Source organism: Streptomonospora arabica (genome assembly GCF_039531585.1).
GTDB classification, from domain to species: Bacteria; Actinomycetota; Actinomycetes; order Streptosporangiales; family Streptosporangiaceae; genus Streptomonospora; species Streptomonospora halophila.
The window spans coordinates 194,319-212,089 of record NZ_BAAAQI010000005.1; the positions used below are offsets into that span (position 1 = coordinate 194,319).

A 17,771-nucleotide genomic window follows, 5' to 3' on the forward strand; every position below is an offset into this window, starting at 1 on the left:
GGCGTATCGCGATCCGAAACCCACAAGCGGCGGCGGCGCCTTCGGTACGCCGGCACGGCCGCTGTGAAGAATGTTGGCCACGCCTTTGCGCACGCCTCCGCGCGAACGCCGCGGGCCCGCCGACCGGGCGGGTGAGGGGCCGCCGGGGACCGCCGTACGGGTGCCGCGTCGGCTACAGGCCCGCCACGTCGGCCAGCAGTTCCGCCTGGGCCAGTTCGGCGTCGCCCGCCGGGTAGGAGCCGATGTTGTACCGGTCGAAGGCCGACTCCACCGCCCGGGCCGCCGACCAGGCCGCCAGCCGGTCGGCGGGCTCGCCGAGGATTTCGGCGGCCGTGTCGAACCGGCGGCGCAGCGCCGGGAGCGGGTCGATCAGCCGCATCGGGGGGTCGATCTGCATGATCAGCGGCCAGACGTCGTAGCCCGGGTCGCCCACCATCGGCTTGGGGTCGATGGCCAGCCACGGTGCGCGCTCGGCGGCGAGGATGTTGCCCGGGTTGATGTCGCCGTGCAGCACCACCGACCGCTCGGCCGTCCGCGGCAGCGAGCCGAGCAGGTCGACCGCGGTGCGCACCAGGTGCGGATCGGCGCCGGGGCGCAGCCGGGGATGGCGCTCCTCGACCAGCCCGGCCCAGTCGGTCGCGACCGTCTCCAGGCTCTCCAGATCCAGACCCGGCTCCGGCGGCCGGCGCCACAGCCACGCGAGCACGTGCAGGCCGGCGGCGAGCAGGTCCTCGGGCTCCCCGGGGGAGTCGCGCAGCGTGGCGCCGGGGCGGCACTCCTCCAGTAGCAGCGCGAAGCCGTCCTCGCTGGCGCGCAGCAGCCGGACGGCTCCGGCGCCGTCCCAGAAGCGCAGCGCCTCCGCCTCTCCGCGTGCCTCGCGGTGCGGGAAGGAGACCTTGAGCACGGATCGCTCGGCGGAGCCGGTGCGCGCCGGACCCGCCCAGGAGCAGCTGCCGCCGTCGAACGGGGAGTCCAGGGCCAGGTCCCAGGCGGCCTGCACGTCGGCCAGCGTCTCCGGCAGCGACTTGAGCCACGCGGGCCCGCCGTCGAGGGCCCTGATGTTGCGCGCCACGCTCTCGGGCAGCGAGTCGGGGGCCGTGCCGTCGGCCCGCCGCAGCGGCTTCACTCGCCCTCCAGGTAGATCTCCCGCGCCAGGAACGCGTGCCGCGAGTGGTCGGTGAACACGCCGTCCACCCCGGCCTCGAAGAACGCGCCGTACTCGGCGGCGAACCCGCCGAAGTCTCCTGCGCCGCCGCCGCTGCGCAGATCCGCGGGCAGGAAGCGGTTCTCGCTGCGGAACGTCCAGGGGTGCACGAGCAGGCCCGCCTCGTGGGCGTCGGCCACGAGGGCGGTCGCCTCACCCAGTTCGCCGTTTTCGTCGCGCGGGATCACCAGATCCTTGTTCGGGCCGATCGCCTCGGCGTACTCCGCGACCCCGGCCAGCCCCTCGGGGGTGAGCAACGGGCGCCAGTGCTCCTCGGTGCCCATCAAGAGGACGCGGGGCAGCCGGACGTCGGCGAGCTTGCGCAGGCTCTCGCCCTCGAAGGACTGGAGGAAGACCGGAAGCTCCGGCTCGGGCCCGGCCAGTCGGTTGTCCAGCAGCGCAGCCAGCAGCGGCGGCTCCAGGTCCAGCCCCAGCCCCGAGTGGTAGGCGGGGTGCTTGGTCTCGGGATAGATCCCGATGCGCCGGCCCAGCTCCGCGCTCATCCGCCGGGCCAGGTCGATGATCTCCTGGAGGGTGGGGATCTCGTAGACGCCGTCGTGGGCGGCGTTGGCGGGGCGGACGTCGGGGATCCGCTCGGTGGCGCGCAGCGTCTTCAGCTCGTCCAGCGTGAAGTCGTGCGCGAACCAGCCGGTGTGGTCGCGTCCGTCGACGGTCCGGGTGGTGCGGCGGTCGGCGAACTCGGGGTGGTCGGCGACGTCGGTCGTGTCCCCGATCTCGGGCTCGTGGCGGGCCACCAGCGCGCCGTCGGCCGTGGCGACCAGGTCGACCTCCATGAAGTCGCCGCCGACGCGCGCACCGAGCTCGTAGGAGCCCAGCGTGTGCTCCGGGCGGTGCCCGGAGGCGCCCCGGTGCGAAATGATCTTGAGCTCGGGCTCCTGCTTGTTTCTGCGCACAGCCGCATCCGTCCTCGGACGCCCGCGCTGCACGGGCACCCGCTCGCAAGTGATGGCCTGCCCGGACACCGCGTCCGGGCAGGCCATCAGGTGTATCGTGTTGCGCTCTGTCGCGCGAACCGGCCGCATGCGGCCGCCGGGCGGGCGGCGCGGGCCGGGGGCGCCTCAGCCCTGCTTGCTCACCACGTGCTCGATGCACCCGGTGAGCGCGCGCACGTCGTCCGGCTCGATCGCCGGGAACATGCCGATGCGCAGCTGGTTGCGGCCCAGCTTGCGGTAGGGCTCGGTGTCGACGATCCCGTTGGCGCGCAGGGTGGCGGCGACCGCCGCCGCGTCGACGCTGTCGGCGAAGTCGATCGTGCCCACGACCTGGGACCGCTGTGCGGGCTCGGCCACGAACGGGCTGGCGTAGTCGACCTTCTCCGCCCAGGAGTACAGCACCGACGAGGACTCCGCGGTGCGGCGCACCGTCCAGTCCAGGCCGCCCCGCTCGTTCATCCACTCGACCTGGTCGGCGAGCAGCATCAGCGTGGCCACGGCGGGCGTATTGTAGGTCTGGTCCTTGCGGGAGTTGTCGACCGCGGTCGTCAGCGAGAAGAACTCGGGGATGTAGCGGCCGCTGCCGGCGATCTCGTCGACCCGCGCCAGCGCCCGGGGCGACATGATCGCCACCCACAGCCCGCCGTCGGCGGCGAAGCACTTCTGGGGGGCGAAGTAGTAGACGTCGGTCTCGGAGATGTCGACCGGCAGGCCGCCGGCGCCGCTGGTGGCGTCGACCATCACCAGCGCGTCGTCCGCGGCGCCGGGCACCCGCCGGATGGGCATGGCCACGCCGGTCGAGGTCTCGTTGTGGGTCAGCGCGTAGGCGTCCACGCCGTCCTCGGCCGCCGGCTCGCCGTGCGTGCCGGGGTCGGTGCTGATGACGCTCGGCTCGTCGAGCCACGGCGCGCCCTTGGTGACCTTGACGAACTTCGAGGAGAACTCGCCGAAGGACAGGTGCTGGGACTTCCGGCGCACCAGGCCGTGGGCGGCGGTGTCCCAGAAGGCGGTGGTGCCGCCGTTGCCGAGCACGACCTCATAGCCGTCGGGCAGGTCGAAGAGCTGCGACAGACCGGTTCGCACCCGCCCCACCAAGGACTTGACCGGCTTCTGCCGGTGGGAGGTCCCCATGTAGCCGGAGCCGGACGACGCGAGGGCGGAGAGTTGCTCGGGTCGGACCTTCGACGGACCGCAGCCGAAGCGGCCGTCGCTGGGCAGCAGGTTCGCGGGAATCTGAATGTCGGTCACCTGGGCAAGGGTAGTGGCTGGCGTCATCGCGTCGCAGGTAAGGGGGGCGGGTTAGCGGCGTTTGCCCAGCGAGCGCGCGGTCGGGAGGCCTTGGCCGCCGCACAGGTGCCGCTCGTGATGGCCCGGTGCCGGCGGCCGGCGCCGGCGGGTCTCACACCCCCTGGGCGAGGGCCTCCCGGGCGCCCGGGACGTCGTCGATGGCGCGGGCGGCGGGGCCGGTGTAGTCGGCGCTGGGCCGTACGAGCCGACCGGTCCGCTTCTGCTCCAGGATGTGGGCCGACCAGCCGGCGGTGCGGGCGCAGGTGAACATGGCCGTGAACATCTCCGTCGGGATCTCCGCGAAGTCCAGCACGACCGCCGCCCAGTACTCGACGTTGGTGGCCAGCACCCGGTCGGGCTTGCGGGCGTGCAGCTCCTCAAGGGCGGCGTTCTCCAGGGCCTCGGCGACCTCGAAGCGCGGCGCGTCGAGCTCCTTGGCGGTGCGGCGCAGCACCCGGGCGCGCGGGTCCTCGGCGCGGTACACGCGGTGGCCGAAGCCCATCAGGCGCTCGCCCCGGTCCATGGCGCGGGTGACGAAGGTGCGCGCGTCGCCGATGCGCTCGGTCTCGTCGAGCATGTGCAGCACGCGCGCCGGCGCCCCGCCGTGCAGCGGGCCGGACATGGCGCCCACGGCGCCCGACAGCGCGGCGGCGACGTCGGCGCCGGTGGAGGCGATGACGCGCGCGGTGAACGTCGAGGCGTTCATGCCGTGCTCGGCGGCGGAGGTCCAGTAGGCGTCGACCGCCTTCACGTGGCGCGGGTCGGGCTCGCCGCGCAGCTGGATCATGAACCGCTCGACCACCGAGGCGCCCTCCTCGATGCGGGCGCGCGGCACCTCCGGCAGGTCGCCGCGGGCGGCCTGGGCGGTGACCGAAAGCGCGGCCGAGGCCGCGCGGGCGACGTTGTCGCGGGCCTCGTCGTCGTCGATGTCCAGCAGCGGTTTGAAGCCCCACAGGGGGGCCAGCGCAGCCAGCGCGCTCTGCACGTCCACGCGGATGTCCCCGGTGCGAACCGACTGGGCGACCGGCTCGGCGAAGGGGAGGCCGGGGTAGAAGCCGTCGTCGACCAGCAGCCCCCAGACCCGCCCGAAGGCCGTCTTGCCGACGAGGTTCTCGATGTCGACGCCCCGGTAGCGGAGGGCACCGCCCTCCTTGTCTGGTTCGGCGATCTGCGTCTCGAACGCCACGACTCCTTCGAGCCCGGGCTTGAACTCCGACATACCGGCTTCCTCCGTAGTGTCGCGGTCCGGTGGATCCGGGTGCGCCCGGCGGGCCGTTCGGTCAGGTCTCGGTGGCACTCGCGGTGTCGCTGGTCGGGCGGTCCTGCATGTGGCGCCTACCCCGCAGGCCGTGTGAGGATGCTCCACTGTGAACCACAGCGAGCCGGCGGAGCTGCGGCAGCCCTACGAGGGGGCTCCGCTGCGGAGGGCCGACATGGCGGCGCATCCCATGGAGCAGTTTCACACGTGGTTCACACACGCGCACACGGCGGGGCTGGCCGAGCCCAACGCCATGGTCGTCGCCACGGTGGAGCCCGACGGCGCACCCCGTGCGCGTACCGTTCTACTCAAAGGGTACGACCGCTCCGGCCTGCGGTTCTTCACCAACTACGGCTCCCGGAAAGGGCGCGCGCTGGCCGACGAGCCGCGCCTGGCCGCGGTCTTCCCCTGGCACGCGATCCGGCGCCAGGTGCTTGTGCGGGGCCGCGGCGAACGCCTCACCGACGCCGAGAACGACGCGTACTTCCGTACACGTCCCAGAGGCTCACAGATCGGCGCATGGGCCAGCGAGCGCCAGTCCGGCCGCGTCGCCGACCGCGGCGAGCTGGACGCGCTCTACGCCGAGTTCGGCGACGTGTGGAGCGGCGGCGAGGAGATCCCGCGGCCCGCCTACTGGGGCGGCTACCGGGTCCAGGTGGAGGAGGTCGAGTTCTGGCAGGGGCGCGCCGACCGGATGCACGACCGCTTCCGCTACACCCTGGCCACCGGAGGGCCCGAGGACGGCGTCTGGGAGCTGGACCGGCTGGCGCCCTAGCAACCCGCGACCTGCGCGGGTGCGCGCGGCGGCGGTGCACGTGAGCGCGCGGGGAGCGCCGCCGGCCTTCGGCGCCCGGCCCGCGGGGTGTTTCGGTCGGCTGCGCGGGTGTGGAACGGGACACACTGCGGCGCAGTGGGTTGTCCCTCGCCGGGGTATGATGAACGGAATCGGTGGCCGCTCCCGCGGCCAGGGCGCAGCGGTCGGTTCCCGTCCGGGCACGATGCCGGCGGGCAACCGGAATCCCGTGCGGCCGGTCTGTGTTGAGAGTCTGCCGTCGTCGACTCTCGGACGGCCCATGAGGGGAGGGGGAGCCTTGACCGCACACGGGCTAATCGACACAACCGAGATGTACCTCCGGACGATATTCGAGCTGGAGGAAGAGGGGATTGTGCCCCTGCGGGCACGCATCGCCGAACGCCTCCAGCAGAGCGGTCCCACGGTCAGCCAGACCGTCGCCCGCATGGAGCGCGACGGCCTGCTGCGCGTCGAGAACGACCGCCACCTGGTCATGACCGACGAGGGCCGCCGGCTGGCCACCCTGGTCATGCGCAAGCACCGCCTGGCCGAGCGCCTGCTCGTCGACGTCATCGGCCTGCCCTGGGAGGACGTCCACGTCGAGGCCTGCCGCTGGGAGCACGTCATCTCCGAGGCGGTCGAAGAGCGCCTGGTGCACCTGCTGAACGCGCCGTCGGTGTGTCCGCACGGCAACCCCATCCCGGCGCTGGACGAGCTGGGGCTGGCCGGCTACGCCCCTGAGCCGTTCTCCGGCGAGTCCATCGTGCCGATGCTCGACGTCGCCAACGGCACCGAGACCAGCGTCAAGGTCCGGCGGATCAGCGAGCAGCTGCAGGGCGATCCCGAAGTCATGCTCGATCTCAAGCGCGCCGGGGTACAACCCGAGCAGGAAGTCGCCGTTCTCGAGACGGAGAACGGCGTACAGGTGATTGGTGGTAGCGGCAAGGATGGCGAGCCCAGCGAACTGTCACGGCAGATCGCCAGCCACATTTTCGTCACCAAGCCCTGAACCGGCCCGGACCCGTGCCCTCCGCCGGCTGCGCGCACGGGGTCCGCGGGGCCGAAATGTCACGTTGCTCTGCAGATACCTGCACACTCGGGCTATGCTCTGCCCATGGCGCGCGGTCCCCGGCGCGATCGGAGCGGCCGCGCGGGCACAGTGCGGACCGTGCGGCGCGGCATCGTGACCGCCGCCGGTGAGGTCGAGGTGGCGGCTGAATGAACCGACGGGGGGAAGCCTTCTACGACGACGATGCCCTAACCGGGGACGCGGTCTTCGAGCAGGCGCAGATCGCCGTCCTCGTAGCCGACCGCGCCAGTCGTCTCCGCTACATCAACCCCTTCGCGCACGAGCTTTTCGGGCTGCCCGCGGACTCCGACCCGCGCGGGGTGACGCTGGCCGGCCTGGGCATCCAGGAGGGCGACCTCGAACGCGCCAACCAGCTCTCGCGCCGCGCTCTGCAGGGCGACACCTGGGACGGCACGTTCGCGATCATGCGGCCCGACTCCTCGTGGCTGCACGTGCGCGTCAACGCGGTGCCGATGAAGGACTCGGCGGGGGCGGTCGACGGCTTCATCGTCTTCGCGGGCGAGGCCCTGCGCAGCGGCCGCATCGAGGACCTCTACGGCCTGCTTGAGCGGGTCGGCAGCCGCCTGGCGGGGTCGCTGGAGTTCGACTCCACGATGAAGGCCGTCGCCGAGATCCTCGTGCCCCAGTTCGCCGACCACTGCTTCATCGACCTCTTCGACCACGACCGGCTCGTCCGGCGCGTCTCCGTGCACGCCGAGGGATGGACCCCGCCGCCGGGCACCTGGTTCGACGTCGGCGAGGAGGTCCGCTACCCCGACCGCCACTTCGTCTACACCGCGATGCGGCGGATGGAGACCGTGCTCGTGGGCGACTACGCCTACGCGTCCGATTCCGACGACAGGCGCTCGGCGCTCGTGGCCGAGCAGGTGGGGGTGACATCTGCCATCGCGGCGCCGTTGCGCGCCCGCGGTGAACTCCTGGGCGTGCTCACGCTCGCCCTGTCCCGGCTCTCCCCCCGCCAGAAGACCCGCTACGGCGCCTTCGACCGCGACCTGGTGGGCGCGCTCGCCTCCCGGGTGGCCCTGGCGATCGACAACGCCCGCCTGTTCGAGGAGGAGCGCAGCACCGCGCTCGCGTTCCAGCACAGCCTGCTGCCGCGCTCGTTCCCCGACTTCGACGGGCTGTCCATCGCGCACCGCTACGTGCCCGCGAAGCCGCTGGAGGCCAATGGCCACGGCATCCAGACCCAGGTCGGCGGAGACTTCTACGACGTCATCCCGCTCTCGGCCGGGCGCGTGGGAATCGTCATCGGCGACGTCGAGGGGCGCGGCCCGCACGCGGCCGCGGTCATGGGCCAGCTCCGCGCCGCGCTGCGCGCATTCGCCCAGGCTGACCGCGAACCCGCCGACATCCTGCGCGAACTGGACGAATGGGTGCGCCAGCTCGGCCGCCCCGACGGCTCCGGCGGCACCTGGGTGCCCAGCGTCAGCTGCCTGTACATGGTCTACGACGCCTGGTCGCGCCAGCTGTCCTACGCCAACGCCGGGCACCAGTCGCCGCTGCTGATCTGCGACGACCACGTCGACGAGCTGTCGCTGGAGGTCACCGACACGCTGCTGGGCGTCAAGCTGCGCGGTGCGCCCTTCGACGACGCCGTGTACCACCAGGCCGAACTGGAGCTTCCCGCCGGCGCCACGCTGCTGCTCTACACCGACGGCCTGGTCGACCGGCGCCCCATCGGCGGCACCGTCGACGTCCCGCGCTCGCTGGACCAGCTGCGCAGGCGCGTGCGTGACGTCGCCGACAAGGACGTCGAGCAGATCGCCCAGACCGCCGTCACCGCCGTGCCCGGCGAGATCGACGACGACACCGCACTGCTGGTGGTGCGCACCCACTCCGGCGAGCTCGCCATGGAGGAGGGCTGGTTCATCGCCGAGGCCCCCACCGTCGGCGACGCACGCCACCTCGCCTCCAGCACGTTCAAGAACTGGGGCATGGACCGCGACCAGGCGGAGCTCGCCTGCCTGCTGGTCTCGGAGATCGTCACCAACGTCGTCATACACGCCACGCCCCACCCGGTCCGCCGGGAGTTCACCTCCGACGGCGTGCGCGACTCCTCCGACACCCTGGACCTGGGCGGACTCGGCGACGACGCCGACGACTTCGACGAGGACTGGTCGGACCTGCTGGAGGAGTCCTCCGACGACGACGAGGGGGCCCAGCCCAGCGAGTTCCTGCTGCGCCTGCGCCGGGGCGGGGCCTCGGTGTGGGTCGAGGTCTTCGACCGCGACCTGCGGCTGCCGCGCATCCGCAGCGCCGGAGCCGACGACGAGGGCGGCCGCGGCCTCTACCTCGTCGACCAGTTGGCCACGCGCTGGGGCTCGCGGCCCACCCCCGACGGCAAGGCGGTCTGGTTCGAGGTCCCGCTGAAGTCGGAGTAGCGCCGCCGCGGCGGGCCCCCGGACCCGGGACCGCCGCCCGCGCGGGCCTCCACGCGGCGCCCGCGGGTCAGGCCGGGCGGAGCCGCCGGCGGGGACTCAGCGGTTGGACCACGCCCACAGCATCAGCACCACGAAGATGAAGCACACCACGATGCCGCCGGTGGTCCACGGGATGTGCATGCGCGGCCGGAGCCTGCGCACACCCAGCACCAGCAGGATGATCAGGAGTCCGAGGACGATCAGCCCGTCCCACGCGCCGCTCATGCCGACCCTTTCGCCGTGACCCTCGGGGGCGTGGCTACAGGCCCAGCGAGCGACCCACGATCTCCTTCATGATCTCGGTCGTGCCGCCGAAGATCGACTGGATCCTGGCGTCCTGCCATGCCTTCGCCACGGGGTATTCCATCATGTACCCGTACCCGCCGTGCAGTTGCAGGCACCGGTCCATGACCCGGTTCGCGAACTCGGTCGTCCACCATTTCGCCTTGGCGGCGTCCTCCACGGTCAGCTCGCCGCGGTTGAGCAGCGTGATCGCCCGGTCGACGTAGGTGCGGGCGAGATCCGCCTCGGTCGCCAACTCGGCCAGTACGAAACGGGTGTTCTGGAACTTCCCGATCGGACGCCCGAAAGCGGTGCGGTCCTTGCAGTAGGCGATCGTCTCGGCGAGCACGGCCTCGGCCCCGGCGGTGGCCGCCACGGCGATCGACAGCCGCTCCTGGGGCAGGTTCTCCATCAGATGCGCGAACCCGTTGTTCTCCCGGCCGATCAGGTTGGCCGCGGGCACCCGCACGTCGGTGAACGACAGCTCGGCGGTGTCCTGCGCCTTCAGCCCGATCTTGGCGAGGTTGCGGCCGCGCTCGAAGCCGGGCATGCCCCGCTCGACGGCCAGCAGGGACAGTCCGTGCGCCCCGGCCTCGGGATCGGTCCGCGCCACAACGATGACCAGGTCGGAGTTGATCCCGTTGGTGATGAACGTCTTCTGCCCGTTGAGCACGTAGTCGTGGCCGTCGCGCACCGCGGAGGTGCTGATGCCCTGCAGGTCGCTGCCCGCGCCGGGCTCGGTCATGGCGATCGCGGTGATCAGCTCGCCGGAGGCGAACCCGGGCAGCCAGCGGCGGCGCTGCTCCTCGGTGGTCAGGTGCACCATGTAGGGCGCGATGACGTCGTTCTGCAGGCCGAACCCGAGGCCGCTGGCGCCGACGCGGCAGACCTCCTCGTCGACGACGGCGTTGAAGCGGAAGTCCACGACGCCCGAACCGCCGTAGGACTCGGGGACGCCGAGCCCGAGCAGGCCGACCTCGCCGGCCTTGGTCCACACCTCGCGGGGCACGATGCCGTCCTTCTCCCACGCCTCGTGGTGCGGGACCACCTCGCGCTTGAGGAACTCGGCCACCGACTCGCGGAAGAGGTCGTGCTCGGTTTCGAAGAGCTCCCGTTGCATGGGCCGCCTCCTTGTCGTCCAGCGGGCTGCGCGGTGCCGCGCGCCCGCGTCCCGCACGCAGCACCACCGTAACCGAACACGATTCGGTGCGGCGGCGGCGGATGAAAGTTCCGCAAAGTCCGGTGCAGTGCCCGCCCGGCGGCGCGTCCCGCAGCCGGTGCGCTGCCTAGGCTGCCCGCCACACAGCGACGCACGTGCCTGTGTTCCGGCGCCGATCAGGGGGCCACGATGGGTAGACACGTAGCGCAGCAGCGTGAGCGGAACGAGCGGCAGGGGAGCGGCATCGTCCTGGTGATGACCGCGCTGCTGCTCGCCGTGGTGCCGGCGGCCCTGGACCAGACCATCGTCGCCACCGCGCTGCCCGCCGTCGTCGGCGACCTCGGCGGCCTCAACCACCTGTCCTGGGTGATCACCGCCTACCTGCTGGCCGTGACCGCGAGTGCCCCGCTGTGGGGAAGGCTCGGCGACCGGTACGGCCGCAAGAACCTCTTCTTGGCCTGCATCCTGATCTTCCTCGCCGGCTCGGCGCTGTGCGGCGCCGCGCAGTCGATGCCGCAGCTGATCGGCTTCCGCGCGCTGCAGGGCATCGGCGGGGGAGGACTCATGGCGCTGGCCATGGCGATCGTGGGCGACATCGCCCCGCCGCGCGAGCGCGGCGGGTACCGCGGGCTCTTCGGCGCCTCTTTCGGTGCCGCCGCCGTGGCCGGTCCGCTGCTGGGCGGGCTGTTCGTGGACCACCTGAGCTGGCGCTGGGTGTTCTACATCAACCTTCCGCTGGGCCTGCTCGCCTTCACCGCCGTGCTGCTGGCGCTGCCCGCGGCCGCCGGCGGGCGCGAGCGGCGCCGGATCGACTACGCGGGAACCCTGCTTCCGGCGGGTGCCGCGGTGTGCCTCACGCTGGTCGCCGCCTGGGGCGGCGGCCTCTACCCGTGGACCTCGCCGATGGTGCTCGGGCTGGTCGGCGCCGCCGCCGTGCTGGCGGTGCTGTGGTTCGCCGGCGCGCGCCGGGCCGCCGATCCGGTGATGCCGCTGGAGCTGTTCAGGCACCGCACGGTGGCGGCGGGCGCGGCGGTGCTGGCCTGCGCAGGGTTCGCGATGATGGGCGCGATGGCCTACCTGCCGCTGTTCCTGCAGGCGGTGCACGGCTACTCGCCGACGGCCTCGGGCCTGCACCTGCTGCCGATGGTCCTGGGGATGCTGGTCACCGCCGTGGCCTCCGGTCGGCCGATCACCTACACCGGCCGCTACGCGGCCTACCCCGTGGCGGGCATGGCGGTGGTCGCGGTCGCGCTCGGGCTCCTGTCCACGCTGGGCCCGCAGACCCCGGGCGCGCTGATGAGCCTGTACCTCCTGCTGCTGGGCTGCGGTCTGGGCGTGGTGATGCAGGTGGTGCTGACCGCCGTGCAGAACGCCGTGGACTTCCGCGACCTGGGCGCGGCCACCTCGACCGGCACCTTCTTCCGATCCATCGGGGGGTCGATCGGCACCGCGGTGTTCGGCTCGGTCCTCGCCGGGCGGCTCGCCGCCGACCTGCGCGAGCGCGCCGCCGGCGGGGACCTGCCGCAGGGGGTCTCGGTCGAGCGGCTGGAGACCGACCCGGGCGCGCTGGACGCGCTGGCGCCGGGTACCCAGGCGGACCTGCTGAACGCCTACGCCGGCGCGGTCGGCACGGTGTTCCTCTCCACGGTGCCCGTGGCCGTCGCGGCGGTCGTGTTCGCGCTGCTCCTCAAGGAGGTCCCGCTGCGCAGCACGATCGCCACACCCGACCTGGACGAGGCGCTGCCGCCCGTGGCGACCGCCCGCGAACCGCTGGACCGCGTCGAGGCCGCGGCCTACCGGGCGGCGGGAGCCGCGGAGCCGCGCCGGATGTACGAGCGGCTGGCCGCGGCGGCCGGCGTCGAGCTCTCGCCCGCGGCGTGCTGGACCGTCACCCACATCGCGGCCACCGGCGCGCTCCCCGGTGCGGACCTGGCGCGGCTGTGTCGCCGCCCTGAGGCGGGCCTGGTGCCGGTACACGAGGAGCTGCACCGCGCGGACCTGCTCGCCGAGTCCGGCGACGGCGCGTGGCGGCTGAACGGGAACGGGCGCGCGGTGGCGCTGCGGCTCGTCGGCGCCCAGGAGCGCGCGGTACGCACGGCGCTGGCCGACCTCTCCGAGAAGGACCGCTCCGAGCTCGCCGGGGTGCTGCGCGACGTCGCCCGGGACTCCCTCGGTGACGAGGAGGACGCCGCCCTCGCCGCCGAAGGGCCGCGGCTCAGACCGGTCCGGGGCCGGTGAACGCCGAGGCGGACGGGTGCGCCCCGGGGCCTTGCCTGGACACCGAAACCGAATATGGTTCGGTTGAGGACCGACACGCTGCGGAGCACCGCAGCCTCCCCAGGAGGGCACAGTGGCTGAGGCATACATCGTCGGGGCCGTCCGGACCCCGGTAGGCACGAAGAAGGGCGCCCTGGCGGGCGTGCACCCGGCCGACCTGGGTGCACACGTCCTCAAGGAGCTGATGGACCGCACCGGTGCGGACCCCGAGGCGGTCGAGGACGTGGTGATGGGCTGCGTGAGCCAGGTCGGCCCGCAGGCCCTCGACCTCGCGCGCACCGCCTGGCTGTCGGCGGGCCTGCCCGAGACCACCGCCGGCGTCACCATCGACCGGCAGTGCGGCTCGTCCCAGCAGGCCGTGCACTTCGCCGCCCAGGGCGTCATGTCGGGCACCCAGGACCTCGTCGTCGCCTCGGGCGTGGAGAACATGGGCATGGTCCCCATGGGAGCCAACGCGAAGTTCGCCATCGACGCCGGGCTGTCCCTGTTCGGCGAGGGCTGGGCCAAGCGCTACGGCGACCAGGAGATCTCGCAGTTCCGCGGCGCGCAGCTGATGGCCGAGAAGTGGGGCTACAGCCGCGAGGACCTGGAGCACTACTCGCTGGAGAGCCACCGACGGGCGGCCGCCGCCCGCGACGCCGGCCGCTTCGACGACGAGGTCGCACCGCTGGCCGGCGTCTCCCGGGACGAGGGCGTGCGCCCCGACACCACGCTGGAGAAGATGGCCGCGCTGGACCCGCTGCGCGAGGGCTGGGCGCTGACGGCCGCCGTGGCCAGCCAGGTCTCCGTGGGCGCGGGTGCGCTGCTGATCGCCTCCGAGCGCGCGGTGGAGCGCCACGGGCTGCGGCCGATGGCCCGGATCGTCCAGCTGGCCCTGATGGGCGACGACCCCGTCTACATGCTCACCGCCCCCATCCCCGCCACCCGCGCGGCGCTGAAGAAGGCCGGGCTGGGCATCGGCGACATCGACGTCACCGAGATCAACGAGGCCTTCGCCCCCGTCCCGATGGCCTGGACGCAGGAGCTGGGCGCCGACCCCGCCACGACCAACCCCAACGGCGGCGCCATCGCCATGGGCCACCCCCTCGGCGCCACCGGATCGGTGCTGATGACCAAGCTCGTCCACGAGCTCCGCCGCACGGGCGGCCGCTACGGCCTCCAGACCATGTGCGAGGGCGGCGGCCAGGCCAACGTCACCATCGTCGAACGCGTGTAGCCCCCGGCGTGTGCCGCCCGCAGCGGCCAGCACACGCCGTCGGCCGTCCCTCGCCGCGAGGTTGCGTAAAAACATCCGCGGCGTGTCCGGAACGGGAGGCCGGCTCCGACGTCGCGGGTAGAAGGCACCCGAGAGGCGGGTGCCGGTCGGACAGGGGTGAGACCCGTGAAGTACATGATCATGCTCTACGGCTCGCAGCAGGACTACGACGTCCTCACCGGAAAGCCGGGCGACACGCCGCCGTGGTCCGAGCAGGACGTCGCGGCCCTGCACGAGTTCATGGGGCGGTGGAACCAGAACCTCGTCGAATCCGGCGAGTTCGTCGACGGCCACGGGCTGAGCGCGCCCGTGCACACCCGCCGGGTCGAGGGCAAGGAGGGTGCGCCGGTCGTCACCGACGGCCCCTACGCCGAGACGCAGGAGGTCCTCGCGGGGTTCACCATCGTCGACTGCGCAAGCTTCGACCGGGCGACCGAGATCGCGGCGCAGCTGGCGGACACCCCGCACCCCGAGGGCGCCCGGCCCGGCAAGACCTGGTACGTGGACGTGCGCCCCATCGACGAGGCGCCGCCCATGCCGGAGGGATGACCGTCCCGTGGTCGGATTCCGGACCGCGTCGGCGGACGCGGCGCACCCGCCCGAAGACCTGCTGCGCCGCCTCACGCCGCAGGTCCTCGGTGCGGTCGTGCGCCGCTACGGACACTTCGACGCGGCCGAGGACGCCGTGCAGGAGGCGCTGCTGGCGGCCGCCGTGCAGTGGCCGTCGAAGGGCGTGCCGGACGACCCGCGCGCCTGGCTGATCACCGCCGCGTCCCGCCGGCTCACCGACCTGCTGCGCAGCGAACAGGCGCGCCGGCGCCGGGAGGAGACGGCCGCGCGCCGCCTCGTGCCCGGCGCCGGAACCGCACCGGGAGCCGACCGCAGCGCCGCGGGGGCGGCGGCCGACGGCGACGACACGCTGACCGTGCTCTTCCTGTGCTGCCACCCGGCGCTGACCCCGGCCTCGCAGATCGCGCTCAGCCTGCGCGCGGTCGGCGGTCTGGCCACCGCCGAGATCGCCCGGGCCTTCCTCGTTCCCGAGGCGGCCATGACACGGCGCATCAGCCGCGCCAAGCGTCGCATCGCCGACAGCGGCGTCCCGTTCGCCGTTCCGCCGCCCGACGAGCGGCCCGCGCGGCTGCGCGCCGTCCTGCACGTCCTCTACCTGGTCTTCAACGAGGGATACGCCGCCACCTCGGGGCCCAGCCTGCAGCGCACCGACCTGGCCGCCGAGGCCATCCGACTGGCGCGCATCGTGCACCGGCTGCTGCCCGGCGACAGCGAGGCCGCGGGCCTGCTCGCGCTGATGCTGCTCACCGACGCGCGCCGGCCCGCCCGGACCGCCCCCGACGGCACGCTGGTCCCGATGGACGAGCAGGACCGCGGCCTGTGGGACACCGGGCTCGTCGCCGAAGGGGTCGAGCTGGTGACCGCGGCGCTGAACCGCTCCCGCTCCCGCGGCGAGGTGGGGCCCTACCAGCTGCAGGCCGCCATCAGCGCGGTGCACGACGAGGCGCCCAGCGCCGAGGAGACGGACTGGCCGCAGATCCTCGCGCTCTACGAGGTGCTGATGGGGGTGTCGGACAACCCCGTCGTCGCGCTCAACCGCGCCGTCGCCCTGGCCATGGTCCGCGGCCCGGACACCGCGCTGCCCGTCCTCGACGGGATCGAGGCCGAAGGGCGGCTGGGCGGCGACCACCGGCTGCCCGCCGTCCGCGCGCACCTGCTGGCCATGGCCGGCGACACGGCCGGGGCCCGCGAGCACTACCTGGCCGCCGCCCGGCTCACCTCCAGCCTCCAGCAGCAGCGCTACCTGCACACCCGGGCGGCGCGGGCGGGCGGCGCCGGGCCGCCGGCGCGCTGAGAAGCCCGGACGGCCGCGCAGTAGAGTGGGGCGGTGCTTGAGCGAGAGGAGTCCGACGTGCGGGTCGGGGAGCGGTCGGGGGCGCGCGGCGACGGCGGCGGGATCGTCTTCCGCGACGCCGCTGAAGGCGACGTATCGGCACTCGTTGAGCTGGTGAACTCCGCCTACCGCGGCGGCGCCTCGCGGCAGGGATGGACCACCGAGGCCGACCTGCTGGGCGGACAGCGCGTGGACTCCGGGCAGATCGCCGAGGCGCTGGCCCGGCCCGGCGCCCGCGTGCTCGTCGCCGAGCGCGACGGGCGGCCGGCGGCCTGCTGCGAGGTCGTCGGCGGCGGCGACGGGTCGGCCTACTTCGGCATGTTCGCGGTGCGGCCCGGCGCCCAGGGCGGCGGGCTGGGCGGGAGCGTGCTCGCCGAGGCCGAGCGGACGGCGGCCGAGGAGATGGGCTGCACGAGCATGCGTATGACGGTGCTGCGCCAGCGCGCGGACCTCATCGCCTGGTACGAGCGCCGCGGATACCGGCGCACCGGCGGCACCGCTCCGTTCCCCTACGGCGACGAGCGGTTCGGCCTGCCCAAGCGCGACGACCTGGTATTCGAGGAGCTGGCCAAGGAGCTGAGTGCACCGCTCGGCGGTTGAACGCGCGCCCCGGCGGGCCTGCCCGTGAGCGCCCCCGCCGGCGCTGCGCAGCGGCCGGAGCGGCCGGTTCAGCCCTCGTAGTGCACGCCCTCGGCCAGGCCCAGCCACGCCGCCATGCGCTCCAGCTCGGCGTGCAGCGCGTCGGCGGTCTCGCTCGGAGCGGACTCCTCGAGCGTGGTGCGCCGTACCAGCAGCCGTCCGGCGCGGCGGTCGGCCTTGAGGTCGACGCGCGCCACCAGGTCCTCGCCCAGCAGGAAGGGCAGCACGTAGTAGCCGTGCACCCGCTTGGCCTCGGGAACGTAGATCTCCAGCCGGTAGCGGAATCCGAACAGCGCCTCGGCGCGCGATCGCTCCCACACCAGCGAGTCGAACGGGCTCAGCAGCGCGCGGGCGCCGATCCTGCGCGGGATGCGGGCGTCGCGGTGCAGGTAGGCGGGACGCTGCCACCCGGCGACGCCGACGGGCACCACCTCGCCGGACTCGACCAGCTCGGCCAGTGCGGTGCGGGCCTCGGCGGCGCCGAGCCGGAAGTAGTCGCGCAGGCAGACCTCGGTGCCGACCCCGTGGGCGCGCGCGGCGATGGCCATCAGCTCGCGCCGCGCCTGCGCCGGATCGGGATCGGGTGCGTCGCGGACGGCGGCCGGGAGCACCCGCTCGGCGAGGTCGTAGCGGCGCTCGAACTGCACCGTGCGGCCGTCGGTGGTGATCTCGCCCGCCCAGAACAGGAACTCCAGCGCCCGCTTGACCAGCGACCAGTTCCACCCCCAGTGCTCACGCGGGCGGTCGGCGCCGTGCTCCAGCGCCTCCTCGATCCGCCGGGCCGTGGCCGGGCCGCTGCGCTCGACCTCGTCGCGCACGGCCTTGACGAGGCCGGGGTGGTCGTCGGCAGCGCGCCGTATGGCGCCCCACGCCTCGTCGCGGGCGCGCGCCATGCGCCAGCGCAGCAGCCGGTGGGTGGTCGGCGGGATCAGGCTGGCCTCGTGCGCCCAGTACTCCACCAGCCGACCGCCGCGCCGGGTGGCGGCGCGGTCCAGCAGGGCGGGGTCGTAACCGCCCAGCCGCGCGAACACGGGAAGGTACTGGCTGCGGGCGAGCACGTTCACGCTGTCGATCTGGATGACCCCGACCCGGTCGATCACCCGCTGGAGGTGGCGGGCCGTGGGCGCGCCGGAGGGCGGCCGGTCGGCGAACCCCTGGGCCGCGAGTGCGACCCGGCGCGCCTGCGCCGCGGAGAGCACGGAGTCGCGGCGGGGGTGCGGTGGCGCTGTGTCGTACATGTGTCCCGAGGCT

Annotated in this window: 15 protein-coding genes; 8 read left to right on the forward strand and 7 right to left on the reverse strand. The window is 73.4% G+C overall.

What is annotated here, in order from left to right; genetic code table 11:
• Nucleotides 1-172: 172 nt before the first annotated feature.
• The 4 genes from ABD284_RS11085 to ABD284_RS11100 form a co-directional block, all read right to left on the reverse strand.
• Entirely contained in the window at nt 173-1,126 is a 954-nt protein-coding gene (locus tag ABD284_RS11085; protein ID WP_344142688.1) for an aminoglycoside phosphotransferase family protein, read from the reverse strand.
• Nucleotides 1,123-2,118 carry a glycerophosphodiester phosphodiesterase family protein gene (locus ABD284_RS11090; RefSeq protein ID WP_344142689.1) on the reverse strand — a complete coding sequence of 332 codons (996 nt, stop codon included), beginning with the start codon at nt 2,116-2,118 and terminating at the stop codon, nt 1,123-1,125. Before ABD284_RS11090 ends, ABD284_RS11085 begins: the two co-directional genes overlap by 4 nt.
• 165 nt (nt 2,119-2,283) lie before the next feature.
• On the reverse strand, nt 2,284-3,432 hold the full coding sequence (gene serC, locus ABD284_RS11095) for a phosphoserine transaminase (RefSeq protein ID WP_344142690.1): 1,149 nt from the start codon (nt 3,430-3,432) through the stop codon (nt 2,284-2,286).
• Between the two features lie 124 nt (nt 3,433-3,556).
• Nucleotides 3,557-4,663, reverse strand: a complete 1,107-nt coding sequence (locus ABD284_RS11100) for a citrate synthase 2 (RefSeq protein ID WP_344142691.1) — start codon at nt 4,661-4,663, stop codon at nt 3,557-3,559.
• Nucleotides 4,664-4,811: 148 nt separating this feature from the next.
• Between ABD284_RS11100 and pdxH the strand changes: the two genes are divergently transcribed.
• The 3 genes from pdxH to ABD284_RS11115 all read left to right on the forward strand — a co-directional run bounded on the left by pdxH (nt 4,812) and on the right by ABD284_RS11115 (nt 8,966).
• Nucleotides 4,812-5,477: a pyridoxamine 5'-phosphate oxidase gene (gene pdxH, locus ABD284_RS11105; protein ID WP_344142693.1), complete on the forward strand. Its 666-nt coding sequence runs from the start codon at nt 4,812-4,814 to the stop codon at nt 5,475-5,477.
• 316 nt (nt 5,478-5,793) lie between these two features.
• Entirely contained in the window at nt 5,794-6,504 is a 711-nt protein-coding gene (locus ABD284_RS11110; RefSeq protein WP_344142694.1) for an iron-dependent transcriptional repressor DtxR, read from the forward strand.
• A gap of 209 nt (nt 6,505-6,713) precedes the next feature.
• Nucleotides 6,714-8,966, forward strand: coding sequence for an ATP-binding SpoIIE family protein phosphatase (locus ABD284_RS11115; protein WP_344142695.1), 2,253 nt, complete (start codon nt 6,714-6,716; stop codon nt 8,964-8,966).
• A 96-nt stretch (nt 8,967-9,062) separates the two neighbouring features.
• Here the strand turns inward: ABD284_RS11115 and ABD284_RS11120 are convergent, their stop codons facing one another.
• Nucleotides 9,063-9,230, reverse strand: a complete 168-nt coding sequence (locus tag ABD284_RS11120; RefSeq protein WP_311546654.1) for a hypothetical protein — start codon at nt 9,228-9,230, stop codon at nt 9,063-9,065.
• Between the two features lie 34 nt (nt 9,231-9,264).
• A complete protein-coding gene (locus ABD284_RS11125; RefSeq protein ID WP_344142697.1) occupies nt 9,265-10,407 on the reverse strand; it encodes an acyl-CoA dehydrogenase family protein in 1,143 nt (380 codons plus the stop codon).
• Between the two features lie 228 nt (nt 10,408-10,635).
• On the opposite strand from ABD284_RS11125, the gene ABD284_RS11130 reads away from it, so the two are divergent.
• The 5 genes from ABD284_RS11130 to ABD284_RS11150 all read left to right on the forward strand — a co-directional run bounded on the left by ABD284_RS11130 (nt 10,636) and on the right by ABD284_RS11150 (nt 16,481).
• A complete protein-coding gene (locus ABD284_RS11130) occupies nt 10,636-12,684 on the forward strand; it encodes a DHA2 family efflux MFS transporter permease subunit (protein WP_344142698.1) in 2,049 nt (682 codons plus the stop codon).
• 112 nt (nt 12,685-12,796) lie between these two features.
• On the forward strand, nt 12,797-13,939 hold the full coding sequence (locus tag ABD284_RS11135; RefSeq protein ID WP_344142699.1) for an acetyl-CoA C-acetyltransferase: 1,143 nt from the start codon (nt 12,797-12,799) through the stop codon (nt 13,937-13,939).
• Nucleotides 13,940-14,113: 174 nt separating this feature from the next.
• Complete coding sequence (locus tag ABD284_RS11140) at nt 14,114-14,527, forward strand: YciI family protein (protein ID WP_344142838.1); 414 nt, start codon at nt 14,114-14,116, stop codon at nt 14,525-14,527.
• Nucleotides 14,528-14,534: 7 nt separating this feature from the next.
• Nucleotides 14,535-15,842, forward strand: a complete 1,308-nt coding sequence (locus tag ABD284_RS11145) for an RNA polymerase sigma factor (RefSeq protein ID WP_344142700.1) — start codon at nt 14,535-14,537, stop codon at nt 15,840-15,842.
• Nucleotides 15,843-15,899: 57 nt separating this feature from the next.
• Nucleotides 15,900-16,481, forward strand: coding sequence for a GNAT family N-acetyltransferase (locus tag ABD284_RS11150; RefSeq protein ID WP_386698806.1), 582 nt, complete (start codon nt 15,900-15,902; stop codon nt 16,479-16,481).
• A gap of 68 nt (nt 16,482-16,549) precedes the next feature.
• On the opposite strand, the gene ABD284_RS11155 is transcribed toward ABD284_RS11150, so the two are convergent.
• The gene (locus tag ABD284_RS11155; protein ID WP_344142701.1) at nt 16,550-17,758 is read right to left on the reverse strand and encodes a winged helix-turn-helix domain-containing protein; all 1,209 of its coding nucleotides are present in this window, start codon (nt 17,756-17,758) and stop codon (nt 16,550-16,552) included.
• Nucleotides 17,759-17,771 lie beyond the last annotated feature (13 nt).